We start from the raw sequence: 23,806 nt of genomic DNA on the forward strand, positions 1-23,806 counted from the left end.
CGACCATCGATTCCGTGCGCTCGGTGAAGAAGCTGCGCGCCGTGCAGGAAAAGACCGGCGCGCTGGTGGTGGCCGGCCATGACGGCCCGCAATGGGCGACGCTGAAGAAGGCGCCCGACTTCTACTGACGCAGGCAAGGGGCGGGCCAGCGGTCCGCCCCGACAGCGAGGACATGACATGAAACTTCTGCGTTTCGGCCCGCCCGGGCAGGAAAGGCCCGGCCTGCTCGACGGGCAGGGCGTGCTACGCGATCTGTCGGGCGTGGTCGCCGACATCCGCGGCGACGTGCTCGGCGAGGCCGCGCTGGCGCGGCTGGCCGCGCTCGATCCGGCGACATTGCCGGCGGTCGAGGGCAATCCCCGCATAGGCGCCTGCGTCGGCAAGGTCGGCAAGATGATCTGCGTCGGGTTGAACTATGCCGATCACGCGAAGGAGACCGGCAAGGAGCCGCCAGCCGAGCCGATCCTGTTCATGAAGGCGACGACGGCGCTCTGCGGTCCGGACGACGATATCGAGATCCCCAGAGGGTCGCTGAAGACCGACTGGGAAGTCGAGCTCGGCGTTGTCATCGGCAAGCGGGCCAAATATGTCGGCGAGGCGGACGCGCTCGGCCATGTCGCCGGCTATTGCGTAGTCAACGACGTGTCCGAACGCGCCTTCCAGTCGGAGCGCGGCGGTCAATGGACCAAGGGCAAGAGCCACGACACGTTCGGCCCGATCGGCCCCTGGCTGGTGACAAGAGACGAGATCGCCGACCCGCAGGCGGTCGACTTGTGGCTGGAGGTCGATGGCGTGCGCCGGCAGAACGGCTCGACGCGGACGATGATCTTCGGCGTCGCCCATCTCGTCAGCTACATCAGCCAGTTCATGACGCTGGAGCCCGGCGACATCATCGCCACCGGCACACCGCCCGGGGTCGGCCTCGGCCAGAAACCGCCGGTGTTCCTCAAGCCGGGCCAGACCATGCGGCTCGGCGTGGCCGGGCTTGGCATCCAGACACAACGCACCATCGAGGCGCGGGCCTGATCCCGCGCCTTGCAGCCGATCGGAATTGCCGGGAACATGCAGATGAGAAATCTTGAAGGTCGCGTCGCCATCGTCACCGGCGCCAGCCGCGGACAAGGCGAGGCCGAGGCGCGGCTCTTGGCGCAGGCGGGCGCCTCGGTGCTGGTGTGCGACGTGCTGGAGGCGGAAGGGCAGGCTCTGGTCCGATCGCTGGCCGACGAGGGCCGCGATGCGCGCTTCCTGGCGCTCGATGTCTCCAGCAAGCAGGCATGGGACGGCGCCATCGAAGCCGTGCGCGCGTGGAAGGGAAGGCTGGACATTCTCGTCAACAATGCCGGCATCATCAACCGCAAGTCGCTCGACGACACGACGCTCGAGGCCTGGGAGCGGCTGATCGGCATCAATCTCACCGGCACCTTCCTCGGCATCCAGGCGGCCGCCCGGCTGATGCGCGAGAACGGTGGCGGCAGCATCGTCAACATCTCGTCCAACAGCGCCTTCTCCGGCCACTACGACCCGGCCTATACCGCAAGCAAATGGGGCATTCGCGGCCTGACCCGGACGGCGGCGATGGAATATGTCGACTGGGGCATCCGCGTGAACAGCGTGTGTCCGGGCCTGATCGTCACCGGCCTCAACGCCAATGCGTCGCACCTGAAGCCGATGATCGACCTGACGCCGATGAAGCGCAGCGGCACGCCCGAAGAGGTGGCGAAGCTGGTGCTGTTCCTGGCGAGCGAGGATTCGAGCTTCATCACCGGCGAGGACTTCCTCATCGACGGCGGCTTTACCTCGGGCGCCGCCTATCGCCGCGTCGCGGTGGAAAGCGGGCTCTACGAGCGCTGAGGCGAAGCCGGAGACGGCTGGCAAGCTGACATTCCCTGATCGAGGCGGCAGGCACGGCGCGCCGGCCGCCATAACCGCGCGCTTTGTCGGGCGCGGGGACGCTTGACGTTTCGGCATTCATTGGTACGGTATTGGCGAACATTATTCGCAAATACGGAACCTGTGATGAGCCAGATCGAAGCCGACACCGTGGACTGGGCCGCCGCGCGCAAGGAGATGGAGCGCTGGTACTGGTGGGGCATCCCCACCTTCTTCCGCGCGCCCTGGAACGAGGAGCCGGGGGCGGGCGAGATCGCCGTGCTCGGCGTGCCGCATTCCTCGGGCAACGGCTCGACGGAACGCGACCAGCATCTCGGCCCGCGCGCCGTGCGCCATGTCTCGGCGCTCTACCGGCGCGGCCATGGCCGCTTCGGCTTCGTGCCGTGGGACGTCTGCAACGTGGTCGACGCAGGCGACGTGCCGCTGCCGGAAGCCATGGTCAACGACACCAGCGTGCGTCACATCGAGCTCTACGCGAAGCGCTTCGCGGCGGCCGGCACGCGCCTGGTCTCGATCGGCGGCGACCACTCCATAACCGGGCCGCTGCTCAAGGCGGTCGCCGGACCGGGCTCGCCGATGACGGACGGCAAGCCGGTGGCGCTGGTGCATTTCGATTCCCACACCGACAGCTACCACCACCTGCCGCACTGGCTGGGCAACCGGCGCTCGGCCGCGCACTGGAGCAGCTACACCGCCACCGAGGGCAATGTCGACGCGACGCGCTCCTCGCAGATCGGCATCCGCCCGAATGTCGGCACGCCGGGGTCGCGCAACACCAGCGAGGAGCTGGGCTACCGCGTCATCGGCATGGACGAGATCGAGCGCGAGGGCTGGGAGAAGGTGGCGAGCCAGGTGCGCGCCCGCGTCGGCGACGCGCCGGTCTACATCACTTTCGACCTCGACGTGCTCGACCCGGCCGACGCGCCGGGCGTGTCCAACATCGAGCCGGGCTATCCCGGCCTCAGGATCGGCGACGCCGTGCGCATCCTGCAGAGCCTGCGCGGCCTCGACATCGTGGGTGGCGACATCGTGTGTCTGATGCCGACCAAGGACAGTCCCAACCAGATCACCGCGATGAACGCCATGGTCGTGGCCTTCGAGATGATCTGCCTGATGGCGGACCGGATGCGGACCGACAAGCCCGCGTGAGCCGCCGTGCCGTCCGCCGCCCGTCATGCTCAGCGTGGCGGCGGCGTCAGCACGAAGAGCGTGCGCGCCGGTTCGGTCGTGGACGCGTTGGCGAAAGTGTGCGGGCGGCGCGGATCAAAGGCGATCGCGTCGCCGGCGCCGAGTTCATGGGTCGTGTCCTCGACGACGATGCGGATGGTGCCTTCCAGCACGAAGACGAATTCCTCCTCGCAGGCGAGCGTGTAGAGCTTTTCGCCGCCGGTGCCGCCGGGCGCGATGTCGGAATAGATGACCTGCAGGCGCTTAGCTTCGGCCGGCGAGATCAGGAAGTCAGAAACATCGGTGCCGCCGAAGCGGATGGGCGGGCGGTCGTCGGCCCGCACCACGCCGGAGCGGGCAGGGGTGAAGAGGTCGCCGACCGGCAGCGCCAGCACTTCGCAGAGCCTGACCAGCGAGGCGACCGAGGGCGAGGTCTTGTCGCGCTCGATGTCGCTGAGAAAGCTCTTGGTGAGGTCGGCGGCGCCGGCGACCTCGTCCAGCGTCATGTCGAGTTCGCGGCGCCTCGTGCGCAGCAGCCTGCCGATGTTAGGGGCGCCTCGCTTGCTTGTCTGTGTGTCCGACACGAACGCTTCCTCCGATTCGGCCTGTTGCCCGGCACTATGACACAGCTTTAGCCGGCAAGGCGCGCCCTGTACAAGGCTTGTTCGTTATTAGCGAATTATGTTGACTATTTAAGAACTATAGGCAAGCCTTATGCGAGGCCGCCAAGAGCCCGAACCCAGAGGTGAACCATGTCCAGAAAATCGATCCTGCTTTACGTTCTGCTCGCGGCCGTGCCGGCCGCCGCGACCCCGGCGCTGGCCGAGGGACCAGGCTTCATCTCGGGCGGCAAGCTTGAGGCCTGCGTCGACCCGACCTTCCCGCCGATGGAATTCGTCAAGACACCGGGCCAGCCGCCCGTGGGCATCGACATCGACGTCGTCAAGGCGCTCGCCGCGCACTGGAAGGTCGAGGCCAACATCACCTCCATGGACTTCAACGGGCTGCTGCCGGGCCTGGAATCCAAGCGCTGCGACATCGTCATCAGCGGCGCGCTGCTCAAGCCCGAGCGCCTGGAGAAGTTCAGCGGCGTGCCCTATCTGAAGACCGGCGTCGTCATGATCGGCAAGGCCGGCGACACGACCGAGTACAAGAGCTACGAGGATTTCTCGGGCAAGGTCGTCGCCGTCCAGACCGGCACGTCCTACATCGAGCTCCTGAACAAGGTGAACGACGACCTGGCCAAGGCCGGCCGCGACAAGATCACGCTGCAGACCTATCCCAAGCAGACCGACGCCATCCAGCAGGTGATGATCGGGCGCGCCACGGGCACGATCAGCCAGGACACCGAGTTCGCCTATCGCGACCTGCAGCAGCCGGGCGAGCTGAAGATCCTCTACGCCGCCGGCGCCGCCGACCAGTACGCGGCCTATTTCCGCAAGGACGACGCCGACCAGGCGGCGGTCGCCAGCGCGGTCAAGGCGTTGCTTGCCGACGGCACGATGAAGACCATCGCCGAGCAGTGGAAGCTGCCGATGTCGACGATCACCGGCGTCGGCGAATAAGGGCTGGCGAGCGCTGCGGTGAGTTTCGACGCGGGTCTTTTCTGGTCAACGCTGTTTTCGGCGACCTTCTTCAAGGCGGCGCTGGTGGCGCTCGCGCTGACCGTGATTTCGCATGTGGCGGCGATCCTTCTGTCGCTGCCGCTGGCGCTTGCGCTGGACGGCAAGCGGCTGTGGCTGCGCTGGGCGGCCACGGCCTATGTCGGGCTGTTCCGGGCCTTGCCGGCGCTGCTCCTGCTGCTGTTCGTGTGGAACGGCCTGCCGCAGATCTCGCCGGTGTTCCGCGAGGCCTGGTTCTCGCCCTTCATGGCCGCCTTCCTGGCGCTGACGCTCAACGAGGCGGCCTATCAGGTGGAGATCAACCGCGCCGCGCTGTCGGCCGTCGATGGCGGGCAATACCAGGCGGGCGCCGCGCTCGGCCTGCGCAAGCCGCAGGTGTTCTTCCTGATCGCGGTGCCGCAGGCGCTGCGCGTGGCGCTGCCGCCGACGGTCAACGAGTTCATCAGCCTGTTGAAGACCACGTCGCTCGCCTCGGTCATCTCGCTGACAGAGTTGATGGCGGTGACCCAGCAAAGCGTCGCCTCGACATTCCGCTACGCGGAATTCTATTCCGTCGCCTCGATCTATTATCTTGCCATGGTCTACGCGCTGATGTTCCTGCAGAAGCGTTTCGAGCGGCGCTTTGCCTGGGCGAAGCCCCGCGAGGCCGGCAACGCGCCGCATGGTTGAGCGGGCGTCGGCGCGCCGGGAAAAAGCAGCATACCGAGGAGTGAGAAGGTGACGGACACAGCAAGCAATCGTCTGCCCGCCAGGGCGGATGTCGTGATCATCGGCGGCGGCGTGGCCGGCTGCTCGATCGCCTATCACCTGACCAAGCTCGGCATCACCGATGTGGTGCTGTGCGAGCGCAAGCAACTGACCTGCGGCACCACCTGGCACGCGGCGGGACTGGTGACGCAGCTTCGCGCCACGCGGCAGATGACGGAGCTCGCCAAATATACCGGCGAGCTGTTCGCCAGCCTGGAGGAGGAGACCGGCCAGGCGACCGGCTTCATGCGGCGCGGCTCGCTGCGCGTCGCGCGCACCGAGGCGCGGCTGGAGGAGCTGGCGCGCGGCGCCTCGATGGGCCGCAATTTCGGCCTGCCGGTGGAGAAGGTCAGCCCCGGCGAGATCAAGGAACGCTGGTCGCCGATCGATCTTGACGGCATCGTCGGCGGCTTCTGGTTCCCGCATGACGGACAGGTCAATCCCGCCGACGTGACCATGGCCTATGCGAAGGGCGCGCGCATGCGCGGCGGCAGGATTTTCGAGAACACCAGGGTGGAGAAGATCCTGGTGGAGAACGGCCGCGCCGTCGGCGTCGTCACCGATCAGGGCGAGATCCGCGCCTCGCGCGTCGTGATCTGCGGCGGCATGTGGTCGCGCGATCTCGCGGCAAGCGCCGGCGTGACGCTGCCGCTGCACGCGGCCGAGCATTTCTACATCGTCACCGAGACGATCCCCGAACTGCCGCGCAACCTGCCGGTCCTGTTCATGGGCGACGAGTGCGCCTATTACAAGGAGGACGCCGGCAAGCTGCTGCTCGGCTGCTTCGAGCCCAACGCCAAGCCATGGGGCCATGACGGCATACCGGCGGATTTCTGCTTCGATTCCCTGCCGGAGGATTTCGAGCATTTCGAGCCGATCCTGGAAATGGCCACCAAGCGTGTGCCACTGCTGGCGCAGGCCGGTATCAAGCTGTTCTTCAACGGACCGGAAAGTTTTACACCTGACGACCGCTACCTGATCGGCGAAACCTCCGAGGTGGCTGGGCTGTTCTGCGCCTGCGGCTTCAACTCGATCGGCATCCTGTCGTCCGGCGGCGTCGGCAAGGCGCTGTCGGAATGGATCCGCGACGGTCGGCCTCCCGTCGATCTCGCCGATGTCGACGTGCGCCGCACCGTCTCCTTCCAGTCCAACAAGCGCTATCTCTACGACCGCACGACCGAGACGCTCGGCCTGCTGTTCGATATGCACTGGCCTTACCGGCAGTTCGAGACGGCGCGCGGCATCAGGCGCAGTCCCTTCCATGACCGGCTGCTTGCCGAGGGCGCCTTCATGACCGAGGCGGCGGGCTTCGAACGCCCCGGCTTCTTCGCCGGGCGCGGCGTCGCGCCGACGATCGAATATTCCTACGGGCGGCAGAACTGGTTCGACCTCACCGGCGCCGAATGCCGCAACACCGCGCAGAATGTCACGCTGTTCGACCATTCCTGCTTCGTCAAATACGAGGTGGAAGGGCGCGATGCGCTGAAGGCGCTGAACCGCGTCTGCGCCAACGACATCGACGTGCCCGTCGGCCGGGTCGTCTACACGCAGTGGCTCAACGAACTCGGCGGCATCGAGGCCGACGTGACGGTGACGCGGCTCTCGGAAACCAGCTTCATGGTGGTGACGATCGCGGTGTCGCAGCGGCGCGACCTGACCTGGCTGACGCGCAACATTCCCGCGGACGCCCATGTCTTCGTCCGCGACATCACCTCGGGCCTGCCGATGCTGGCGCTGATGGGGCCGAAGGCGCGCGACCTTTTGCGGGCCGTCTCGCCCGACGATTTCTCCGATGCGGCGTTCCCGTTCGGCACCAGCCGCGAGATCGACCTCGGCTATGCCCGCGTGCGCGCCAGCCGGCTGACCTTCGTGGGCGAGCTCGGCTACGAGCTCTACATGCCGGCGGAGTTCGCCGCCCATGTCTTCGACAGGCTGGTCGAGGCGGGCGCCGCGTTCGGGCTCGCCCATGGCGGCTATTTCGCCATCAACTCGCTGCGCATGGAGAAAGGCTACCGCCACTGGGGCCATGACATAGGCGAGGAGGACACGCCGCTGCAGGGCGGCCTGGGCTTCGCCGTCGCCTTCGACAAGCCGGGCGGCTTCATCGGGCGCGAGGCGCTGCTGCGCCAGAGGCAGGCCGGGCCGATCCGGCGCCGGCTTGTGCAGTTGCGGTTGGAGGATGAGGCCGCGCCTCTGCTCTACCACCACGAGCCGGTCTGGCGCGACGGGCGCATCGTCGGTTCGGTCACGTCGGGCGCCTATGGCCACCGCGTCGGCGCGTCGCTGGGCATGGCCTATGTCGAATGCGCCGAGGGCGTGACCGACGCCTATCTGGCCGCCATGCCGCTGGAGGTGGAGATCGCCTGGAAGCGCTATCCGGCGCGGGCGCAGCTCAAGGGCTGGTACGACCCGAAGGGCGAGCGGCTGAAGGGGTTGGAGGCCTAGAGGCGGCGAGAGGCTGGCGGGAAGGATCGCTGCCCAACCGCCTACCGCACCACCAGCACCGGGATCTCCGTGTAGGACAGCACTTCCGCCGTCTGGCTGCCGAGCAGCAGGCGGCCGAGGCCCCGGCGTCCGTGCGAGGCCATGACGATCAGGTCGCAGCCGCGGGCCTGCGACAGTTCCAGGATCGCCTCGGCGGGCCTTTTGTCTTCCACGTGAACCACCTGAGCGGTCACGCCGGCGGCGTCGGCGGAGGCCTTGCACTTGTCGAGAACCTGCTTGCCGTATCTGCGCGCTTCCTCCTGGTAGACGGCCAGCTCATCGCCGGCGGCGTAGCCGGCCATGGCGCCGCCCCAGGCCAGCATCGGGAATTGTTCGGAAACGGTGACGAAGGTGACTGCGGCGCCGATGTCCTTGGCCAGTGTGAGGCCATGGGCAACGCCCTTGTCGGCCAGTTCCGATCCGTCGGTGGCGATGAGCAGGTGCTTGTACATGATGTCTGCCTTTGATGCGCGCCGCTGGGCGGACGCTTTCTGATGATGCCTATGAGCTAGAGATAGTTATGCCGAACGCGCAATCATTGTGCCAAGGCCGCGCGGATGAGGGCCAGCCGACAGCCTGCGATGCCGCGTCAGCGCGGGCTTGGCTTTTGAGGGCCGCCTGACAAGTATAGCCTAGGCTATGCCATTGAATTCAATGATATTTTTGTCATCTTGCCTTGACGCCGATTCAGGGCGTTGCTAGATCAGGGCCATCGGGGAGTAGCCACCATCGGCATGATGGGGCCGCATCAACATGCTCGCGGAAATCGCGTGGTGCGGCCGGCCGGAAATCCGGCTCGGCAAGACCGTGGTGAGGACCGGCCGTTGGACAGGCCGCCCGCGCTCACCCGGATCATGTCCCCATGAGACCATAGTCATGTCACCTCTAGCGATCGCCATCCTGGCCATCGGCATGTCCGTCGATGCGCTGATTGCTTCCATCGGAAGGGGCGCCGGCACGGTTCGCCCGTCCTGGGTCGAGGCTCTGAGGACCGGCGCCGTGTTCGGCGCGGTCGAGACGCTGACGCCGTTGCTTGGCTGGCTGATGGGCGTCGTCGCCAGCCAGTATGTGCAGCAGATCGACCATTGGATTGCCTTCGTGCTGCTCGGCGGCGTCGGCGGCCGCATGGCGCTGCATGCCTTCCAGCGCGATGCCGCGGCGCCGGCCGCCGCCGGCAACCGCTCGCTGGCGACGCTGCTGGCGACCGCCATCGGCACCAGCATCGACGCCATGGCCGTCGGCGTGTCGCTGGCATTCCTAGAGGTCAACATCGTTGTGATCGCGCTTGCCATAGGCGCTGCGACGACGCTGATGTCGACCGGCGGCATTCTTGCCGGGCGCTTCCTCGGCGCCCGCTTCGGGCGCTATGCCGAAATCCTCGGCGGGCTGGCGCTGATCGGTCTCGGCGGCTCCATCCTTTACGAGCATCTGACGGCCTGACCGGTCTGGTCTTCGGTTGCGCCGGGCCTTTCGCGGCGGGGCAGGGACCGCTACAGCTTGCTCCGGTCAGACATCAGCGAAAGGCAGGCCATGAGCAGCGCGTTTCCCCAAATCCATCTGGTGCGGCATGGCGAGACGGCGTGGAGCCTTTCGGGGCAGCACACCGGCCGCACCGACATGCCGCTGACGCCGGCCGGGGAGGCTGCCGCGCGCGGCCTTGCCGATCGCCTCAAGGGGCTGTCGTTCTCGGCCGTGTGGTCGAGCCCCTCGCAGCGCGCCTACAACACCTCAGTGCTTGCCGGCTTTGGCGAGCGCAGCGAAAAGATGGACGATCTGCAGGAGTGGGACTACGGCGCCTATGAGGGGCGCACCACCAAGGAGATCCTGGCCGAGCAGCCGGGCTGGACCGTCTTTCGCGACGGCTGCCCGCAAGGCGAGATGGCCGCCGATGTCGGCGCCCGCGCCGACCGGGTGATCGAACGGCTGCGCAAGGCCAATGCCGACATCCTCATCTTTTCCAGCGCGCATTTCCTGCGCGTGCTCGCCGCCCGCTGGCTCGGCCTGCCGCCGGAAGGCGGCGCGCTGTTCGTGCTCGACACGGCCAGCATCAGCGTGCTCGGCTACGAGCATGATCTGGGCGAGCCGGTCGTGCGCAAATGGAACTTGAAATAGCCCCTATCTATCGAATTTCCGGATCGCCTCGGCGGTCACGGGTGTGAAGAAATTGACCAGATTGCCGTCGGGGTCGCGAAACAGCAGCGAGCGGTTGCCCCAGGGCATGGTGGTGGGTTCCTGCACTGTCGCGCGCTTGATCGTATCGCCCAGCCGGGCGAATTCGGCATCGACATCGCCGACGCGGAACTCGATGATGGCCGTGTGGTTGTCGGCGGGGCGGGCGATGTCGCCGCCGAACAGCATCAGGGTGCGCGTGCTGCCGATCGCGAGCGTGCAGGAGGGCGTCGAAAGTTCGGCGAAGTCCTCGGTGTAGACCGTCACCGGCATGCCGGTGATCTCGCCGTAGAAACGCACGAGGCGCTGGACGTCCGAGGTGATGATGCGCACTGAGACGAAATTCATTGCTTTGCTTCCTTGATCGCTGAAGCCGCCGTCGGCTTCCCGACCCTGATATAGACCAGGCCTGCTGACAGCTTTCTGGCAGGAAGCTTCGCCTGCCGTGATCGCGTGACTGAACGGCATTTGCTTCGCCCCTGACGGAAATTTGATCGCGCGCCGCAGTACAAATACCAATGGAGAAGCTATATGGTCTTCGAGAAAGTTTTTAATTAAACAAACATGAAATAATGAAAAGCAAACTTGAAATAATTCATATGATTTTTCTTTGATTATAGAGAAACTGCAGGACAAGTTCGAACTTCTGAAAGGTGGTTAAAATGACGTCCCGGATGAGTTTTATCATGGCAGGGGCAGCGCTGTTTGGGTTTACTGGTTATGCGATGGCCGGTAGTCCTGCGCCGTTAATTTTTGAAAAGACGGCACTTTCCGAGCAGGAGATTTACATTTTCCAGGACGCGAACCTCAATCCCGACTGCACGACGGCGGGTATAGACATCGTGCAGACGGCATCCGGGCCTAGCCATGGCTCGATCCGGATCGTCGACGGCAAGTTTTTCCCGAGCTTTCCCAAGACCAGCGAACGCTACAAATGCAACTCGCAGAGTGGTGACGGGGTGAGGGCGTTCTACAAATCGGCTCCCGGCTTCAAGGGGCAGGACCAGGTGAACCTGACGGTCCACACGTTCACCGGGAATATCCGCACCGTGACCGTGAACATCACCGTCCAGTAGGCACGGCGCGGGGCTACCCGGCCAGCAGCGCCAGTTCCTCCGCCGTCAGATGCCGCGCCGCGCCCTTGGCGAGGTCGCCGAGCGGCAGGCGGCCGATGGCGATGCGGATCAGGCGCCGGACTTCGATGCCGTGGGCGGCGAGCAGGCGGCGTATGTGGCGGTTCCTGCCTTCGTCGAGCACGATCTCCAGCCAGGCGGTGCGGCCGCCGCTGCGCAGCAGTCCGATCGAATTGGCCGTCAGCGTCTCGCCATCCACGGTGACGCCGGCCCGCAACGCTTCCAGCGTCGCCTCGTCCGGCACGCCGCCGACCTGCACGTGATAGGTTTTGGGCAGATGCGAGGCCGGGTCCATCAGCCGGTTGGCGAACTGCGTGTCGTTGGTCATCAGGAGCAGGCCTTCGCTGGCCTTGTCCAGCCGGCCGACCGGCGAGACGAAGGGCAGGTCCAGCCCTTCGAGGCAGGCATAGACGGTGTCGCGCTGTTGCGGGTCGTCGCGCGTGGTGACCAGCCCGCGCGGCTTGTTGAGCATGAGATAGACCTTGCGCTCGGCCACCACCTCATTGCCGTCGACGACGATCCTGTCGCGGTTCATGTCGACGCGCCATTCGGCGTCGCGCACGACCTTGCCGCCGACGCGCACGCGGCCCTCGGCAATCAGCAGCGCAGCCTGCGTGCGCGAGCACAGGCCAAGCTTCGACAAGGCGCGGTTCAGGCTGACGCCGGATGTCTTTCCAGCGGGCGATTGGCCGGCGGGCAGTTTGCCGGCGGGCGCTTTGCGGGTTGGTGGTGGTCGTGCTGCCATGCTGTTCCGGACCGTTCGGTGACGGACAGATGGCACGCGCCGCGACAGCTCCGCAAGCCGGGTGCTTATGCGGCGCGCGAACCGGTGTCCTGCCCGTTGAAGAAGGCGGTGAGCACCGGCACATGGGCGGCGGGTTTCAGCATGTGGTTCTGGCCGGGCAGCGTGAGATAGCTTGCATCGGGCAGCGCGCCGGCCAGCGCCTTGTTGCCGTTCAGCATCCAGGGCGGGCTCTTGCCGCCATCGCTGACCAGCACCGGCACGCCGAGCGAAGCCCAGCGGGCGGGATCGAGCGGCTTGCCGAGCTGGTCGCCGGCGACAATGGCGCCGTCATAGGGCAGGGTATGCGCGACCGCTTTCAGCTTCCGCCAGATCGGGGTCAGCCGCATGACCGAGATCAGCAGGCCGGGCATGCCGACCGATCTGAGGAAGGCGGCGACGGCATCGCCGCGCCGGCCGTCTCCAATGGCCTGGCGGATCGCCGCCCAGTCGCCTTGCGTGGTCTCGCGGCTGGCGTCGACGATCAGCGGCGCCTCGTAGAGCGCGAGGCTGGTGATGCCGGGCAGGCGGGTGGCCGCCATCAGCGCCAGCATGGCGCCCGACGACATGCCCCAGACGCAGGCCTCGCCACCAGCGGCGGCCAGCACCGCCTCGATGTCGTCGACCTCGCGCTCGACTGCGTAGGGAAGGGTGTCGCCGCTTTCGCCCCGGCCGCGCCGGTCGTATCGGAAGACGGTGAAATCGCCAGCCAGCGCCCTGGCCAGGGGGCCGCTCGGCCCCATGCTTCGCGAACAGAGCGCGCCGTCGACGAGGATCAGCGGGCGGCCCCGGCCCCGGCGCTCGCAGACAATCGAGGTGCCGTCGCGCGACATCAGGGTTTGCGTGGTCGGCTCGGTGTTTTCAGCCGGCATGGTCGGCACTCCCTTCGATCAGTTGCTCCAGCCGGTCGAGGCTCTGCGTCCAGCCGCCGCGCATGCCGAGCGCCAGCAGGCGTTCGCGGTCGGCGGCACTTGCGAAGGTGACTTCGAAATGGACATGGGTCCGCGCGCCGTCGGGCGTGAAGGTCACGGTGTGGACGCTCTCGCCCGGCGGCTTGCCGGCCCATTCGCGGATTTCGGGATCGGGCTCGTCGCGGTAGCTCAGCCCTGCGTTCTCCGCGACTTCGAGATAGCTGCCCTGGTTGCGGTAGAGCGTGCCGCCGGCGGTCAGCATGTCGATGCGCCAGCGGCCGCCGGCGCGCACGTCGAGTTCGCAGCGGGGAATCGTGCAGCCCTTGATGCCCCACCATTGCGCGACCAGGAGCGGATCGGTCCACAGCTTGAAGACACGCTCGACCGGCGCGTTGAAAATCCGCTCGATGGCAAAGCCGCGGTCGGCTGCCGTGGCGATGGGCGCGCTCATTCGGCTTTGTCCGCGCCGCGCCGCAGCAGATCCTCCATGCGGTCGAAGCGGTCCTCCCAGAGTTTTCTGTAGTCATCCAGCCAGCGGTCGATGTCGCGCAGCGGCTTGAGCTCGATACGGCTCAGGTGCTTCTGCGCCGCGCGGCTGCGGGTGACGAGGCCGGCCTGCTCCAGCACGCCGACATGCTTGGAGACGGCGCGCACGGTGAGCGCGAAGGGCTGCGCCAGTTCGGCGACCGAAGCCTCGCCGTCGAGCAGGCGGGCCAGGATCGCCCGGCGCGTCGGGTCGGCGAGGGCAGCGAATGTGTCGTCGAGGGAGATTTGAGTAGCCATTGCGGAACCATCTAGTTCTGGAACTAATTGGTTCTATATAGGGGCCGACCCGTCAGGTCAATGGGGCCGCCCTATGGCGGCCCGGGAGCGCTGGGGCGAGATACGAGCCTTCGCCGGATCGCAAGACGAAAGCGGGGCTTCGAAGTCTTTGTTCGACTTCGAGCCCCGCTTTCTGGACTTGGCGTGTGCCGTCTTTGGCGGTCAGGCCGCCCTGGCTTCGCCGGCGATGCCGTTCAGCACGGCCAGCGCGTCGGCCGGCAGTTCCAGTTCGGCGGCCGCCAGATTCTCCCTGAGATGCCCGACAGAGGAGGTGCCGGGGATGAGCAGGATGTTGGGCGCGCGGCGCAGCAGCCAGGCGAGCGCCACCTGCATCGGCGTCGCGCCGAGCTTCTGCGCCACGCTTGCCAGCGTGTCCGACTGCAGCGGGCTGAAGCCGCCGAGCGGGAAGAAGGGCACATAGGCGATGCCGTCGGCGGCGAGCTGGTCGATCAGCGCGTCGTCCTCGCGGTGGGCGATGTTGTACTGGTTCTGGACGCAGACGATCTCGGCGATGGAGCGTCCCTCTGCAATCTGGGTCGCCGTGACGTTGCTCATACCGATATGGCGCACAAGGCCCTGGCGCTGCAGGTCGGCCAGCGTGTTCAGTTGCGGCTTGAGCGATCCTTCGGCCGGGCCGTGGATGCCGTGCATGGAGCGCAGGTTGACTACCTCCAGCACGTCGAGGCCGAGATTGCGCAGATTGTCGTGTACGGCCTGCGTCAATTCCTTCGGCGACATGGCGGGAAGCCACGATCCGTCATCGCCGCGCCGGGCGCTGATCTTGGTGACGATGGTGAGATTTGCAGGGTAGGGGTGGAGCGCCTCGCGGATGATCTGGTTGGTGACGTGAGGGCCGTAGAAATCCGAGGTGTCGATGTGGTCGACGCCGCTGGCGATGGCCTCGCGCAGCACGGCGAGCGCCGCCTCGCGATCCCTGGGCGGGCCGAACACGCCGGGCCCGGCCAGTTGCATGGCGCCATAGCCCAGGCGCTTCACGGTGCGGTCGCCGAGTTTGTAGGTTCCGGCCTTGCTGATGTCGGTCATGATCTCATCTCCTTGTGGTGAGGCCAATGTAGACAAGACCGGGCTGCGCGATAATATGGTGTAATTGGAACAGCCTGTGCGGAAGAGCGAACAATGGCGGCGGATCTCGGCGACCTACAGGCGTTCATGGCGGTGGCGCGCGCCGGCGGCTTTCGCGAGGCGGCGCGTTTAAGCGGCGTCAGCGCCTCCAGCCTGAGCGAGACGGTGCGGCGGCTGGAGACGGGGCTTGGCGTGCGGCTCCTCAACCGCACCACGCGCTCCGTGGCGCCCACCGAGGCCGGCGCGCGGCTGCTGGAGCGGCTGGCGCCGGCGCTGGGCGAGGTCGAGGCCGCGCTTGACGTGGTCAACGGCTTTCGCGGCCGCCCGGCCGGCACGCTGCGGCTCAACGTGCCCGTGGTGGCGGCCAAACTGGTGCTGCCGCGCCTGTTGCCGCCTTTCCTCGCAGCCTATCCCGACATCCGCATGGAGGTGACCGCCGAGGACAATTTCGTCGACATACTGGCGAGCGGCTGCGACGCCGGCATCCGCTATGACGAGCGGCTGGAGCAGGACATGATCGCGGTTCCCATCGGCCCGCGCCGGCAGCGCTTCGCCACCGGGGCCGCGCCGGCCTATCTCGACAAGCACGGCCGGCCCGAGCATCCGCGCGACCTGCTCGATCATGCCTGCCTGCGCGGCCGCTTCGCCAGCGGCGTGACGCCGGCCTGGGAATTCGAACGCGACGGCGAGGTGGTGAGCGTCGAGCCGACCGGCCCGTTGCTGGTCAGCACCGGCACGGCCATGGCGCTGGCGCTCGAAGTGTCGGTCGCGGGCTGCGGCATCGTCTCGCTGTTCGAGGACTGGCTGCGCCCCTATTTCGACGATGGCCGGCTGGAGCCGGTGCTGGAACCCTGGTGGCAGGAATTTTCCGGCCCCTTCCTCTACTATCCCGGCCGCCGCCTGACACCGGCGCCGCTCAGGGCGTTCATCGATTTTGTCGGCACGATGCGGTGGGGGTGATGTTCCGATAGACGGTTGGCGTCGCTCGGCGGCAATTCCATCATCGTTGGACAGGTCTGTGGACGTCAGGGCAGCCTTAGGCTGCCGCGACGGTTTCCCTCGATGAATGGTGTGGCTCGGCGGCTGCCTTGATTACAGTCGTCGGCTGTCTGAGCCACGCCTCATGGGTGATTGCCACCATTGAGGGGTGATCCACAATTCCGATTGTTCCCCACGTAAACAGGGCATAGCCGGCCGTCGTGCCATCCAGCCCACCCGGAATCGCTACTTTGAGATGTTGAGCCAGCCAGGCAATGGTTCCATAGCCGCACAAACTGACGCAGTGATCTTCCGCGCTGTCGGCTGTAAATCCGGTGCCGAACCACCCGGAATTGCCGCCGGTTGTGTTCCAGGCGGTTTCGAGCTGATTGGCGGCAACACCTATCTTGACCGGTCCCTTGGAGATGGCGCTCTGCAAAATGTTTGGAGCTGTCCAATTGACGGCAAAGTAACCGCCGTCGTCATAGTATTTGCCGTCCTGGGAAAATCCTTTAACAGCCATCAGCTTCATTACCTGGGTAAGGTGTGCTCCTTCAATTACGTTGTGCTCGCTGGCCCAGCTAATGACTTCAGCATCCGAGATGAATATCTCCGGATTCTCACAAGCCTTGGCAAATGCTTCCTCCGCGGTCACGCAATCGCCATACTGCCTATTTCCCCATGAGGAAATTGTCTTGGGAATTCTAGTGTAATTTGGCGGCGGCGCCGCAGTCACCAGAAGCGGTGGCGCTGCCGCCAATGCATACCTTGGAGATGGTATGGCCCCGCGCTTTGGAGGCAGCGGCCCCTTCGCCGAAACGTTATCTTTCACCATGGTCTCTCTCTCCCAATATTTCTGTTACTTTCGTGCCCCTTTATCAATTTTATAGTCTATTTCTTTGTTAATATTCTTATCGTCTCCTTTTTCTGTTCCGGGGTTTTTCTCTTCGGCGTCAGGCGTATAAGGAATCGCACTTTCGATATCGCTATTCGGTGTCGGAAAGGCGCCTCGTTTTGGTCGCGGCAGCGCACCTTCTTTGTCCGGTGGGTCTTCCATAGATGGATATCTCCCGTAATAAATATCAAACGGCAGGAGGATACTAGTTCGATCACAGAATGCTTGCGACGATATTCCAAAGAACATTACTTCACAATGATGAAACAATGCTCTCGTCACTTCGATCTGAATTGCCTACGAAACTGATATTGTACCGGTAAGGCCAATTGTAACAAGGAATAATTCATGCGCGAGACTGATCCATGGAAGCAGATTTAAGTGCATGTATTCTATGGATTTATCGGTTCTCGTCGGCGCTTGTTACTAAAGCAAAGAATAATATATAAAATTAGTTTCTGCTATCACAAATTCGTGAGTAATCTTCCTCGAAATCTGCTTCGTGCAACAGGCAAGGCTGGCCACCAGTACGACCTGCTCGATCGCGCCTGCCTGCGAGGCCGCTCCGGCGCCGCTCAGGGCGTTCATCGATTTCGTTGGCGCGATGCGGTGGTGAGGGTGGAATCCTACGCGGCCGCCATCGCCGGCCGTGGCCAGGCGCATCGCCGATGAGGGCATGGGGAACAGGCTGATATTTCCGGTTTCGGCCGGGCCAGCCACTCTCCGGTAACCTTACCGGCACATCCCGACAATCCAAGCGCGCTCCGTAACGGTTTGTTTGCCTGCCCCGCCTATCCACTGACGCAGTGCCGCCAATGGCCGATGCACCCTCGGTGTCTGGATAGAAGCGGGGACGCGCAAGGAATGGGTTCGCCCTGGTCCGAATTGCTGGCTAATCTCGCTGTCGTGGCGATGTTCGTGTCGGCCTGGATCCACACCCATGTGTGGCTGGACCGCCGGCCGGCCCTGGTGAAGTCGGTTGCCTTCGGGGCGCTGATGGGCGCGGGCGCCATCATCCTGATGCTGACGCCCATGCAGTTGCAGCCGGGCGTTCTGGTCGATCTCCGGGCGACGATGATCGCCGTTGCCGGGTTCTTCGGCGGGCCTCTCGCCGGCATCGTCGCCGGGGTGACGGCCGGCGCCTTCCGCGCCTTCGAGGGCGGCATCGGCGCCTTTGCCGGCGCGGTCGGTATCGCGGCCACCATGCTGGTCGGCGTCGCCGGCAATCTCGCGCTCAGGGGCCGCCAGCCCGGCATGGGCGATACCATGATCCTGGGCGCGGCGACCGCCTGCGGATCGCTGCTTGGTCTCAGCGTGCTGCCGCCGCCCGTGCTGGAAAGGGTGCTGCCGGAGGTGGTGTTTCCCTCCACCTTGCTCATCTTCGTCTCGGTGGCGATGTCGGGGCTGGCGCTCCACCAGGAGGGGCGGCGTATCGAGGCGCTGAAGTCGCGGCGCATCTTCAAGACCGTGGTCGAAACCTTGCCCGACTGCCTCAACGTCAAGGATATCGAGGGGCGGTTCATCGCCGCCAATCCGGCGACGGCCGAACTGATGCATGCGACTGATGCCCGGGCGCTGATCGGCAGGACGGATTTCGATTTCTACCCCACCGAGACGGCGCGGGAGTTCCGCCAGGACGAGCTTGCCGTGCTGAAGTCGGGCGTCGCCTCCACCATCGAGCAGCACCTGCGCCATGAGGACGGCACCGATGGCTGGCTGTCGACCTTGAAGGCGCCGTTCCGCGACAAGAGCGGGGCGGTGGTCGGCCTCATCACGCACAATCGCGACATCACCGCGCGCAAGCAGCTGGAGACGGAACTGGCGGAGAGCCAGGCGAGGCTCGGCGACGCGCTGACGCACATGGCCGACGGGCTGGTGATGTTCGATCCCGATGGCAGGATGGTGCTGTGCAATGCGCAGTACCGCGCCATGTTTCCCAGGACGGCCGAGATCAGGGTGCCCGGCGCCGACTATCGCGACATATTGCGGGCCTCGGTGGCGCGCGGCGAAAGCGTCGCCCCGCCCGATATGGTCGAGGACTGGATCGCTGGCATCATGGCCCTGCAGACGCATGCCAACCAGCGCCAGATCCGGCTCGCCGACGGGCGCTGGTTGGACGTGCGGACGCGGCCGACCGGCAATGGCGGCAGCCTCAGCATGTTTTCCGACATTACCGAGGCCAAGCAAGTCGAGGCCGAACTGCTGGCCGCCAACGAGAAGCTCGACCTGCTGGCGCATCGCGACGGACTGACCGAACTTTTGACGCGGCGCGCCTTCGACGAGGCCATGGCGCGCGAGTTCGCCCGCGCCAGGCGCACCGCCAAGCCGCTCAGCCTGCTCATCATCGACGTCGACTGGTTCAAGCGGTTCAACGACCAGTACGGCCACCCCGCGGGCGACGACTGCCTGCGCGTCGTCAGCCGCTGCATCGAGGCGACGGCCCGCCGGCCGGGCGACGCGGCGGCGCGCTATGGCGGCGAGGAGTTCGCGCTGGTCCTGCCCGAGACCGATGCGCGAGGCGCCTTCGTCATCGCCGAAAAGCTCAAGGGCAAGGTGCGCGACCTGGCGCTCGCGCATGCCGGCAGCGAAAAGGGCATCGTCACCGTCAGCATCGGGGTCGGCACGTTCGAGGCGGGCGGCGCGGCGATGGAGATCGCCGACCTGTTGCGGCGCGCCGACGAAGCGCTTTACGGCGCCAAGGCCGCCGGCCGCGACCGCGTGCATGGCTGGCGCCCGCATCTCAGCGGCCAGCGCCCGGCGGTGTCCCAGCGAAAGACGTGAGCCAAAGCAGCCGGTTGACGGGGAGGCCGAACCGGAAGAAAGCTCCGCAATGACCATCACCATCTATCACAATCCGGCCTGCGGCACGTCGCGCAACACGCTGGCGATCATCCGGCAATCCGGCGAGGAGCCGGAGGTGATCGAATATCTCAAGACGCCGCCGTCGCGCGAGCGTCTGGTCGAACTGATCGAGGCGATGGGGACGACGCCGCGCGGCCTGCTGCGCGAGAAGGGCACGCCTTATCAGGAACTCGGCCTCGGCGATCCCAAATGGAGCGACGGCGAAATCCTCGACTTCATGCTGGCGCACCCGATCCTGATCAACCGGCCGATCGTGGTGACACCGCTCGGCGTCGTCCTGGCGCGGCCGTCGGAAGCGGTGCTCGACGTCCTGCCCAATCCCGACATCGGGCCGTTCACCAAGGAAGATGGCGAGGTTGTCATCGATGCCTCGGGCAAAAGGGTCGTCTGAGGCCGCCGCTCAGAATCCGCGCGGGTCGATGCCCTTGGTGCCGGGGCCGTAGGGAATACCGCCGGGTTCGCCCATCAGGCGGTAGGAATGTTGAGCCTCGCGCTGCGTCTGAAGCTGGCCGGCGCCGGTATCCGCGTCTAGTGCGCTATACCGCTGTCTTTCCAAGCGTGCATGCGAGGCAAGGCAGTTGCAGTTCTATTCTTTATGTGTGTTTCTTGCCTGACAGTCATTCAGTGCCAGGTTTTCCGGAGAGGATGAGAGTGCATTTGCGATGGGTCTTCCATGCCATTCCAGCTGTAATGATGCTGATGGTTTTGACAATTTCTCATGCCAGAAGTGACATGCTACTGGGCGGCGCGTCTGCCGAAAAATACCTGGTGCGCCATATGGCAGAATCTCGCAACAATTTCGATTGCGATGTCTTTTTCCTCCAGAACCATACCTTCTCTCGTGAACAGAATTGCTCTGAATCCAATGAATACATTGGCTCATTACTCAAGAGGAAAGGAATTTCCGCCAGCGATGGGGATGAGATAAGGCGCCTAGAGAAGAAAGTTCTCGAATTTTTGTTCCATTCTATTGATTCCAGGATGTGATCCTGATGCCTCGCCACCGTGCGCGGCCACGCCGAGCAGGTGGCGCGCGCGAGATCGCGCTGGTGCTGGCGCCCGAGCCAGAGCCCGCAACCGAGCCCCGGCAATGACGGCGCGGCCCGCCGGCGGTAGCACGTCATGTCCAGCTCAGGACGATCGCGGCCAGCACCGCATATCGCGCGATCTTGCCGATCGAGACCAGGACCAGAAAACTCCAGAACGGTTCCCGCAACACGCCGGCGACGAGGGTGAGCGGGTCGCCGACAACAGGCAGCCAGCTGCCCAGCAGCGACCATCTGCCGTAGCGGTGATACCATTTCATCGCCGATTGCAGCGCTGCCGGCTTGACCGGGAACCAGCGGCGATCCGCGAAAGCCTCGATGCCACGGCCAAGGAACCAGTTGATGACCGCGCCGAGGATGTTTCCCGCGCTGGCAACGGTGAGGAGCAGCAGGGTCGAATAGGCCTTGCTCGCCAGCAGGGCGGCGAGCACCGCCTCCGACTGCGCGGGCAGGATCGTGGCCGCGACCAGGGCGCTCAGGAACAGGCCGGCATAGGCGTAAAGCGCGGTCAGCTGTCTACCTCCGCGGATGGTGCATGATGACGCCTCGCTATCCCCGGGGAGGGGAACTTACAAGCGCGGTCTGCGGAATGATTTTGCGGGCGAATGCGCGTAGCTTGCGGCCATGACGTCAGACACATCAGCCATCATCAAGACCGTCGCCATCGATGCCGCGCCGGCAAAGGTCTGGCGGATGCTGACGACGCCGGCGATGATCGCGCAATGGATGTCGGACGAGGAATTGACGGTCAGCCTCGAGGGCCTTGCCGGCGGCGCCATCGTCATTCGCGGGTTGCTGCATGGCATGCCGTTCGAGAACCACGGCACTGTGCGCGCCTTCGAGCCGGAGCGGGCGTTCGCCTATGGCTACTGGAGCACGCTTTCGGCCTCGCGCCTGGCGGACCTGACGGAAAACCACACTATGGTCAGTTTCAAGCTCGCGCCGGTGCAGGAGGGAACGCTGCTGACGCTGACGCTCAGCGATTTCGCCGAACCGTCGATCCGCCCGCATGCCAATCTCTATTGGGGGCCGACTTTGCAAATCCTGAAGGCGCTGTGCGAGCGCGCTTGAGGGAGTAGCGCCGTCATCAGCCCTGCCTCTTGAAGTCCCGCGCCAGCGCGCGGATGCGGTCGGCGACATCGCTGTCGAGCGGGTTGTAGACCGTCAGGTTTAAATCCGGCCTGCCGTCGACCGCGAAGGACGAGTATTCCAGTTCGATATCGCCCAGTTCCGGGTGTTTCAGCCGCTTTGTCCCGTCGCCATGGGCGAGCACGTCGTTTTCGCGCCACAGGGCGGCGAATTCCGCACTGCCGGCGCACAGTTCGTCGACCAGCTTGGTGACCTCGGACACCGCGCCGGCACGCGCCGCATCGGCCCGGAAAGCGCCGACCACGAAACGGGCGAGGTTTTCCCAATCGTGTTGCTTGGCGCGGATATGGGGCGTGAGGAACATGAAGCGCAGCACGTTGCGCCGACCGGCGGGGATGGTGCTGTAGTCGGTCAGCACGACCTCGGCGGCGCGGTTCCAGGCAACGACGTCCCAGGTGGCGGTCTTGACCAAAGCGGGGCTCGCCTCGAGCGTGTCGATGAGGCGTTGCAGCCGGGGGCTGACGCCCTCGTCGCCCCGGTAACGGACCTCTGGCGGCCGCCCGAGGCCAAGCATGAACAGGTGCTCGCGCTCGGCTTCGGTCAGAAGCAGCCCCTTGGCGATGCGGTTCAGCACGTCGGCCGAGGGCGCGCCGCCACGGCCCTGTTCCAGCCACGTGTACCAGGTAGGGCTGATGTTGGCGCGCTGGGCGACCTCCTCGCGGCGCAGGCCCGGCGTGCGCCGGCGGCCGGAGAAGCCGAACGAGGCGGGATCGAGCCGGGTGCGCCGGTCCTTCAGGAAGGCGGCGAGCGAGCCAGTGGAATTGGCGGGCATCCTGTCAGCTTTTCCTGTTAGTGATTATAATAGGATACGGTCACTACTTTAATGGAATAATAGACCGGCGATACTGCGCAGGCAACCGCAGGAGATTTTGCATGCGTATCTTTCTCACCGGCGCGACCGGTTTCATCGGGTCAGCTATCGTTCCCGAACTCATCCAGGCCGGCCATCAGGTGGTCGGCGTCACCCGTTCCGACGCCGGCGCCGAAGCGCTCCGCGCGGCGGGCGCCGAGGTGCATCGTGGCACGCTCGAGGATCCGAGAAGCCTCCGCGACGGCGCGGCCGACGCGGATGCCGTCATCCACACCGCCTTCGACCATGATTTCTCGCGCTTCGTCGAGAATTGCGAGAAGGACAAGCGCGTGATCGCCGCTCTCGGCGAGGCGCTGGCCGGCTCCGACCGGCCGCTGGTGATCACCTCGGGCGTCGGCATGGGCAGCCCGGGCCATGGCGAACTGGCGGTGGAAGATGTCTTCAACCCCGACCATCCCAATCCGCGCATCGCTTCGGAACTGGCCGGCAATGCCTTGCTGGACGCCGGCGTCAATGTGTCCGTGGTGCGCCTGCCGCAGGTCCACAATCCGGTCAAGCAGGGGCTGATCACGCCGCTGGTCGAGATCGCGCGGCAGAAGGGCGTCTCGGCCTATGTCGGCGAGGGCCGCAACCGCTATTCGGCCGGGCATGTCTCCGACGCCGCGCGGCTCTACCGGCTGGCGGTCGAAAAGCGCCAGGCCGGCGCCCGCTACCACGCGGTCGGCGAGGAGGGCGTCGAGGTGCGCGCCATCGCCGAGGCGCTTGGCCGGGGCCTGAAACTGCCGGTCGTCTCCATCGCGCCGGAGCAGGCGGCGGAGCATTTCGGCTGGATGGCGATGTTCGCCCCCATGGACCTGCCGGCCTCCAGCGCGCTCACCCGGCAGCGGCTCGGCTGGCATCCGACCGGCCCGACGCTGATCGCCGATCTGGATGCGATGCGGTATTGAGGTGCGTGCGACGTTCGAGGTGGTCGAGCCTTCCCCACGTTCGTCATCCTAGGGCGAAGCAGGAGCGAAGCTCCGTCGCGGAGACCCTAGGATCCATGCCGCTACCTTGGCGACAGAGTGCAGCGGTGCAGGGTTCTGCACCATAGCGGCGCCGATCCGGCGCGGCATGGCAACTGTGTTCATGCGAACGCGATTTTGTCGCGAATGATGGCATTGAGAGTGACGAGAAGCTTTCTGGCGACGGCGACGATTGCCAGTTTCTTTGATCCAGATCGGGCCGCAAGCGCGGTGTAGAAGGTCTTGAAGCGC

At 65.5% G+C, this 23,806-nt stretch carries 28 protein-coding genes and 1 riboswitch; of the genes, 15 read left to right on the forward strand and 13 right to left on the reverse strand.

From position 1 onward, the window contains the following. Positions 1-177 precede the first annotated feature (177 nt). The 3 genes from J0I79_RS26405 (at position 178) to J0I79_RS26415 (ending at position 3,039) form a co-directional block, all read left to right on the forward strand. The gene (locus tag J0I79_RS26405) at positions 178-1,026 is read left to right on the forward strand and encodes a fumarylacetoacetate hydrolase family protein (RefSeq protein WP_292866357.1); all 849 of its coding nucleotides are present in this window, start codon (positions 178-180) and stop codon (positions 1,024-1,026) included. Between the two features lie 42 nt (positions 1,027-1,068). Next, positions 1,069-1,851: an SDR family oxidoreductase gene (locus J0I79_RS26410; protein ID WP_292866360.1), complete on the forward strand. Its 783-nt coding sequence runs from the start codon at positions 1,069-1,071 to the stop codon at positions 1,849-1,851. 165 nt (positions 1,852-2,016) lie between these two features. Further along, on the forward strand, positions 2,017-3,039 hold the full coding sequence (locus J0I79_RS26415; protein ID WP_292866363.1) for an arginase family protein: 1,023 nt from the start codon (positions 2,017-2,019) through the stop codon (positions 3,037-3,039). Between the two features lie 29 nt (positions 3,040-3,068). Here the strand turns inward: J0I79_RS26415 and J0I79_RS26420 are convergent, their stop codons facing one another. Then, positions 3,069-3,641, reverse strand: coding sequence for an XRE family transcriptional regulator (locus J0I79_RS26420; protein ID WP_292866366.1), 573 nt, complete (start codon positions 3,639-3,641; stop codon positions 3,069-3,071). 168 nt (positions 3,642-3,809) lie between these two features. Here J0I79_RS26420 and J0I79_RS26425 point away from each other — a divergent pair, with 168 nt between their 5' ends. The 3 genes from J0I79_RS26425 to J0I79_RS26435 are packed head-to-tail and all read left to right on the forward strand — an operon-like array spanning position 3,810 to position 7,871. Continuing rightward, on the forward strand, positions 3,810-4,622 hold the full coding sequence (locus J0I79_RS26425; RefSeq protein ID WP_292866369.1) for a transporter substrate-binding domain-containing protein: 813 nt from the start codon (positions 3,810-3,812) through the stop codon (positions 4,620-4,622). An 18-nt stretch (positions 4,623-4,640) separates the two neighbouring features. After that, on the forward strand, positions 4,641-5,348 hold the full coding sequence (locus J0I79_RS26430) for an amino acid ABC transporter permease (protein WP_137934566.1): 708 nt from the start codon (positions 4,641-4,643) through the stop codon (positions 5,346-5,348). A 48-nt stretch (positions 5,349-5,396) separates the two neighbouring features. Then, complete coding sequence (locus J0I79_RS26435) at positions 5,397-7,871, forward strand: FAD-dependent oxidoreductase (protein WP_292866372.1); 2,475 nt, start codon at positions 5,397-5,399, stop codon at positions 7,869-7,871. A 41-nt stretch (positions 7,872-7,912) separates the two neighbouring features. Here J0I79_RS26435 and J0I79_RS26440 read toward each other — a convergent pair whose 3' ends face one another. Next, positions 7,913-8,362, reverse strand: coding sequence for a universal stress protein (locus tag J0I79_RS26440; protein WP_292866375.1), 450 nt, complete (start codon positions 8,360-8,362; stop codon positions 7,913-7,915). A 250-nt stretch (positions 8,363-8,612) separates the two neighbouring features. Further along, a riboswitch (yybP-ykoY riboswitch) is annotated at positions 8,613-8,707 on the forward strand. 79 nt (positions 8,708-8,786) lie between these two features. On the opposite strand from J0I79_RS26440, the gene J0I79_RS26445 reads away from it, so the two are divergent. Together J0I79_RS26445 and J0I79_RS26450 are read left to right on the forward strand one after the other, a co-directional pair. Next, entirely contained in the window at positions 8,787-9,350 is a 564-nt protein-coding gene (locus J0I79_RS26445; protein ID WP_292866378.1) for a manganese efflux pump MntP family protein, read from the forward strand. 90 nt (positions 9,351-9,440) lie between these two features. Beyond that, a complete protein-coding gene (locus tag J0I79_RS26450) occupies positions 9,441-10,022 on the forward strand; it encodes a histidine phosphatase family protein (protein ID WP_292866381.1) in 582 nt (193 codons plus the stop codon). 3 nt (positions 10,023-10,025) lie between these two features. On the opposite strand, the gene J0I79_RS26455 is transcribed toward J0I79_RS26450, so the two are convergent. Continuing rightward, positions 10,026-10,427 carry a VOC family protein gene (locus J0I79_RS26455; RefSeq protein WP_292866384.1) on the reverse strand — a complete coding sequence of 134 codons (402 nt, stop codon included), beginning with the start codon at positions 10,425-10,427 and terminating at the stop codon, positions 10,026-10,028. 314 nt (positions 10,428-10,741) lie between these two features. Between J0I79_RS26455 and J0I79_RS26460 the strand changes: the two genes are divergently transcribed. Continuing rightward, positions 10,742-11,155, forward strand: coding sequence for a hypothetical protein (locus tag J0I79_RS26460; protein WP_292866387.1), 414 nt, complete (start codon positions 10,742-10,744; stop codon positions 11,153-11,155). A 13-nt stretch (positions 11,156-11,168) separates the two neighbouring features. Here J0I79_RS26460 and J0I79_RS26465 read toward each other — a convergent pair whose 3' ends face one another. The 5 genes from J0I79_RS26465 to J0I79_RS26485 all read right to left on the reverse strand — a co-directional run bounded on the left by J0I79_RS26465 (position 11,169) and on the right by J0I79_RS26485 (position 14,770). Beyond that, positions 11,169-11,957 carry a pseudouridine synthase gene (locus J0I79_RS26465; protein WP_292866391.1) on the reverse strand — a complete coding sequence of 263 codons (789 nt, stop codon included), beginning with the start codon at positions 11,955-11,957 and terminating at the stop codon, positions 11,169-11,171. Positions 11,958-12,022: 65 nt separating this feature from the next. After that, positions 12,023-12,865 (reverse strand): alpha/beta hydrolase, encoded by an 843-nt coding sequence (locus J0I79_RS26470; RefSeq protein WP_292866393.1) that lies wholly within the window; start codon positions 12,863-12,865, stop codon positions 12,023-12,025. Further along, the gene (locus J0I79_RS26475) at positions 12,855-13,355 is read right to left on the reverse strand and encodes an SRPBCC domain-containing protein (protein WP_292866395.1); all 501 of its coding nucleotides are present in this window, start codon (positions 13,353-13,355) and stop codon (positions 12,855-12,857) included. Before J0I79_RS26475 ends, J0I79_RS26470 begins: the two co-directional genes overlap by 11 nt. After that, on the reverse strand, positions 13,352-13,687 hold the full coding sequence (locus tag J0I79_RS26480) for a metalloregulator ArsR/SmtB family transcription factor (protein ID WP_292866398.1): 336 nt from the start codon (positions 13,685-13,687) through the stop codon (positions 13,352-13,354). The genes J0I79_RS26475 and J0I79_RS26480 overlap by 4 nt, the downstream gene beginning before the upstream one ends. A gap of 201 nt (positions 13,688-13,888) precedes the next feature. Next, a complete protein-coding gene (locus tag J0I79_RS26485; protein ID WP_292866401.1) occupies positions 13,889-14,770 on the reverse strand; it encodes an aldo/keto reductase family oxidoreductase in 882 nt (293 codons plus the stop codon). 93 nt (positions 14,771-14,863) lie between these two features. On the opposite strand from J0I79_RS26485, the gene J0I79_RS26490 reads away from it, so the two are divergent. Beyond that, positions 14,864-15,769 (forward strand): LysR family transcriptional regulator, encoded by a 906-nt coding sequence (locus tag J0I79_RS26490; RefSeq protein WP_292866404.1) that lies wholly within the window; start codon positions 14,864-14,866, stop codon positions 15,767-15,769. A gap of 76 nt (positions 15,770-15,845) precedes the next feature. Here the strand turns inward: J0I79_RS26490 and J0I79_RS26495 are convergent, their stop codons facing one another. After that, complete coding sequence (locus tag J0I79_RS26495; RefSeq protein ID WP_292866407.1) at positions 15,846-16,442, reverse strand: hypothetical protein; 597 nt, start codon at positions 16,440-16,442, stop codon at positions 15,846-15,848. Positions 16,443-16,646: 204 nt separating this feature from the next. Further along, positions 16,647-16,844 (reverse strand): hypothetical protein, encoded by a 198-nt coding sequence (locus tag J0I79_RS26500; protein WP_292866410.1) that lies wholly within the window; start codon positions 16,842-16,844, stop codon positions 16,647-16,649. 702 nt (positions 16,845-17,546) lie between these two features. On the opposite strand from J0I79_RS26500, the gene J0I79_RS26505 reads away from it, so the two are divergent. Both J0I79_RS26505 and arsC read left to right on the forward strand, forming a co-directional pair. Further along, positions 17,547-19,463, forward strand: coding sequence for a diguanylate cyclase (locus tag J0I79_RS26505; RefSeq protein WP_292866413.1), 1,917 nt, complete (start codon positions 17,547-17,549; stop codon positions 19,461-19,463). A 49-nt stretch (positions 19,464-19,512) separates the two neighbouring features. After that, positions 19,513-19,935, forward strand: coding sequence for an arsenate reductase (glutaredoxin) (gene arsC / locus J0I79_RS26510; RefSeq protein ID WP_292866415.1), 423 nt, complete (start codon positions 19,513-19,515; stop codon positions 19,933-19,935). 9 nt (positions 19,936-19,944) lie between these two features. Here the strand turns inward: arsC and J0I79_RS26515 are convergent, their stop codons facing one another. After that, the gene (locus J0I79_RS26515) at positions 19,945-20,100 is read right to left on the reverse strand and encodes a hypothetical protein (protein WP_292866417.1); all 156 of its coding nucleotides are present in this window, start codon (positions 20,098-20,100) and stop codon (positions 19,945-19,947) included. Between the two features lie 95 nt (positions 20,101-20,195). On the opposite strand from J0I79_RS26515, the gene J0I79_RS26520 reads away from it, so the two are divergent. Beyond that, positions 20,196-20,531 carry a hypothetical protein gene (locus J0I79_RS26520; protein WP_292866420.1) on the forward strand — a complete coding sequence of 112 codons (336 nt, stop codon included), beginning with the start codon at positions 20,196-20,198 and terminating at the stop codon, positions 20,529-20,531. A 133-nt stretch (positions 20,532-20,664) separates the two neighbouring features. Here the strand turns inward: J0I79_RS26520 and J0I79_RS26525 are convergent, their stop codons facing one another. Next, entirely contained in the window at positions 20,665-21,102 is a 438-nt protein-coding gene (locus tag J0I79_RS26525) for a YqaA family protein (RefSeq protein ID WP_292866446.1), read from the reverse strand. A 112-nt stretch (positions 21,103-21,214) separates the two neighbouring features. Between J0I79_RS26525 and J0I79_RS26530 the strand changes: the two genes are divergently transcribed. After that, positions 21,215-21,661: an SRPBCC domain-containing protein gene (locus J0I79_RS26530; RefSeq protein WP_292866427.1), complete on the forward strand. Its 447-nt coding sequence runs from the start codon at positions 21,215-21,217 to the stop codon at positions 21,659-21,661. A 16-nt stretch (positions 21,662-21,677) separates the two neighbouring features. Here J0I79_RS26530 and J0I79_RS26535 read toward each other — a convergent pair whose 3' ends face one another. After that, positions 21,678-22,511, reverse strand: coding sequence for a helix-turn-helix transcriptional regulator (locus tag J0I79_RS26535; RefSeq protein WP_292866434.1), 834 nt, complete (start codon positions 22,509-22,511; stop codon positions 21,678-21,680). A 101-nt stretch (positions 22,512-22,612) separates the two neighbouring features. On the opposite strand from J0I79_RS26535, the gene J0I79_RS26540 reads away from it, so the two are divergent. Beyond that, positions 22,613-23,497 (forward strand): SDR family oxidoreductase, encoded by an 885-nt coding sequence (locus J0I79_RS26540; RefSeq protein WP_292866442.1) that lies wholly within the window; start codon positions 22,613-22,615, stop codon positions 23,495-23,497. Positions 23,498-23,806 lie beyond the last annotated feature (309 nt).

The organism is Mesorhizobium sp. (genome assembly GCF_017306585.1).
Lineage (GTDB): Bacteria > Pseudomonadota > Alphaproteobacteria > Rhizobiales > Rhizobiaceae > Mesorhizobium.

Excerpts from the sequence above, each read along its gene's own strand:
- J0I79_RS26540 (WP_292866442.1), top strand. The coding sequence starts at position 22,613 with ATGCGTATCTTTCTCACCGGCGCGACCGGTTTCATCGGGTCAGCTATC.
- J0I79_RS26440 (WP_292866375.1), bottom strand. The coding sequence starts at position 8,362 with ATGTACAAGCACCTGCTCATCGCCACCGACGGATCGGAACTGGCCGAC.
- J0I79_RS26475 (WP_292866395.1), bottom strand. The coding sequence starts at position 13,355 with ATGAGCGCGCCCATCGCCACGGCAGCCGACCGCGGCTTTGCCATCGAG.
- J0I79_RS26500 (WP_292866410.1), bottom strand. The coding sequence starts at position 16,844 with ATGGAAGACCCACCGGACAAAGAAGGTGCGCTGCCGCGACCAAAACGA.
- J0I79_RS26405 (WP_292866357.1), top strand. The coding sequence starts at position 178 with ATGAAACTTCTGCGTTTCGGCCCGCCCGGGCAGGAAAGGCCCGGCCTG.
- J0I79_RS26445 (WP_292866378.1), top strand. The coding sequence starts at position 8,787 with ATGTCACCTCTAGCGATCGCCATCCTGGCCATCGGCATGTCCGTCGAT.
- J0I79_RS26415 (WP_292866363.1), top strand. The coding sequence starts at position 2,017 with ATGAGCCAGATCGAAGCCGACACCGTGGACTGGGCCGCCGCGCGCAAG.
- J0I79_RS26460 (WP_292866387.1), top strand. The coding sequence starts at position 10,742 with ATGACGTCCCGGATGAGTTTTATCATGGCAGGGGCAGCGCTGTTTGGG.
- J0I79_RS26535 (WP_292866434.1), bottom strand. The coding sequence starts at position 22,511 with ATGCCCGCCAATTCCACTGGCTCGCTCGCCGCCTTCCTGAAGGACCGG.
- J0I79_RS26410 (WP_292866360.1), top strand. The coding sequence starts at position 1,069 with ATGAGAAATCTTGAAGGTCGCGTCGCCATCGTCACCGGCGCCAGCCGC.
- J0I79_RS26485 (WP_292866401.1), bottom strand. The coding sequence starts at position 14,770 with ATGACCGACATCAGCAAGGCCGGAACCTACAAACTCGGCGACCGCACC.
- J0I79_RS26465 (WP_292866391.1), bottom strand. The coding sequence starts at position 11,957 with ATGGCAGCACGACCACCACCAACCCGCAAAGCGCCCGCCGGCAAACTG.
- arsC (WP_292866415.1), top strand. The coding sequence starts at position 19,513 with ATGACCATCACCATCTATCACAATCCGGCCTGCGGCACGTCGCGCAAC.
- J0I79_RS26530 (WP_292866427.1), top strand. The coding sequence starts at position 21,215 with ATGACGTCAGACACATCAGCCATCATCAAGACCGTCGCCATCGATGCC.
- J0I79_RS26450 (WP_292866381.1), top strand. The coding sequence starts at position 9,441 with ATGAGCAGCGCGTTTCCCCAAATCCATCTGGTGCGGCATGGCGAGACG.
- J0I79_RS26470 (WP_292866393.1), bottom strand. The coding sequence starts at position 12,865 with ATGCCGGCTGAAAACACCGAGCCGACCACGCAAACCCTGATGTCGCGC.
- J0I79_RS26505 (WP_292866413.1), top strand. The coding sequence starts at position 17,547 with ATGGGTTCGCCCTGGTCCGAATTGCTGGCTAATCTCGCTGTCGTGGCG.
- J0I79_RS26455 (WP_292866384.1), bottom strand. The coding sequence starts at position 10,427 with ATGAATTTCGTCTCAGTGCGCATCATCACCTCGGACGTCCAGCGCCTC.
- J0I79_RS26425 (WP_292866369.1), top strand. The coding sequence starts at position 3,810 with ATGTCCAGAAAATCGATCCTGCTTTACGTTCTGCTCGCGGCCGTGCCG.
- J0I79_RS26480 (WP_292866398.1), bottom strand. The coding sequence starts at position 13,687 with ATGGCTACTCAAATCTCCCTCGACGACACATTCGCTGCCCTCGCCGAC.
- J0I79_RS26490 (WP_292866404.1), top strand. The coding sequence starts at position 14,864 with ATGGCGGCGGATCTCGGCGACCTACAGGCGTTCATGGCGGTGGCGCGC.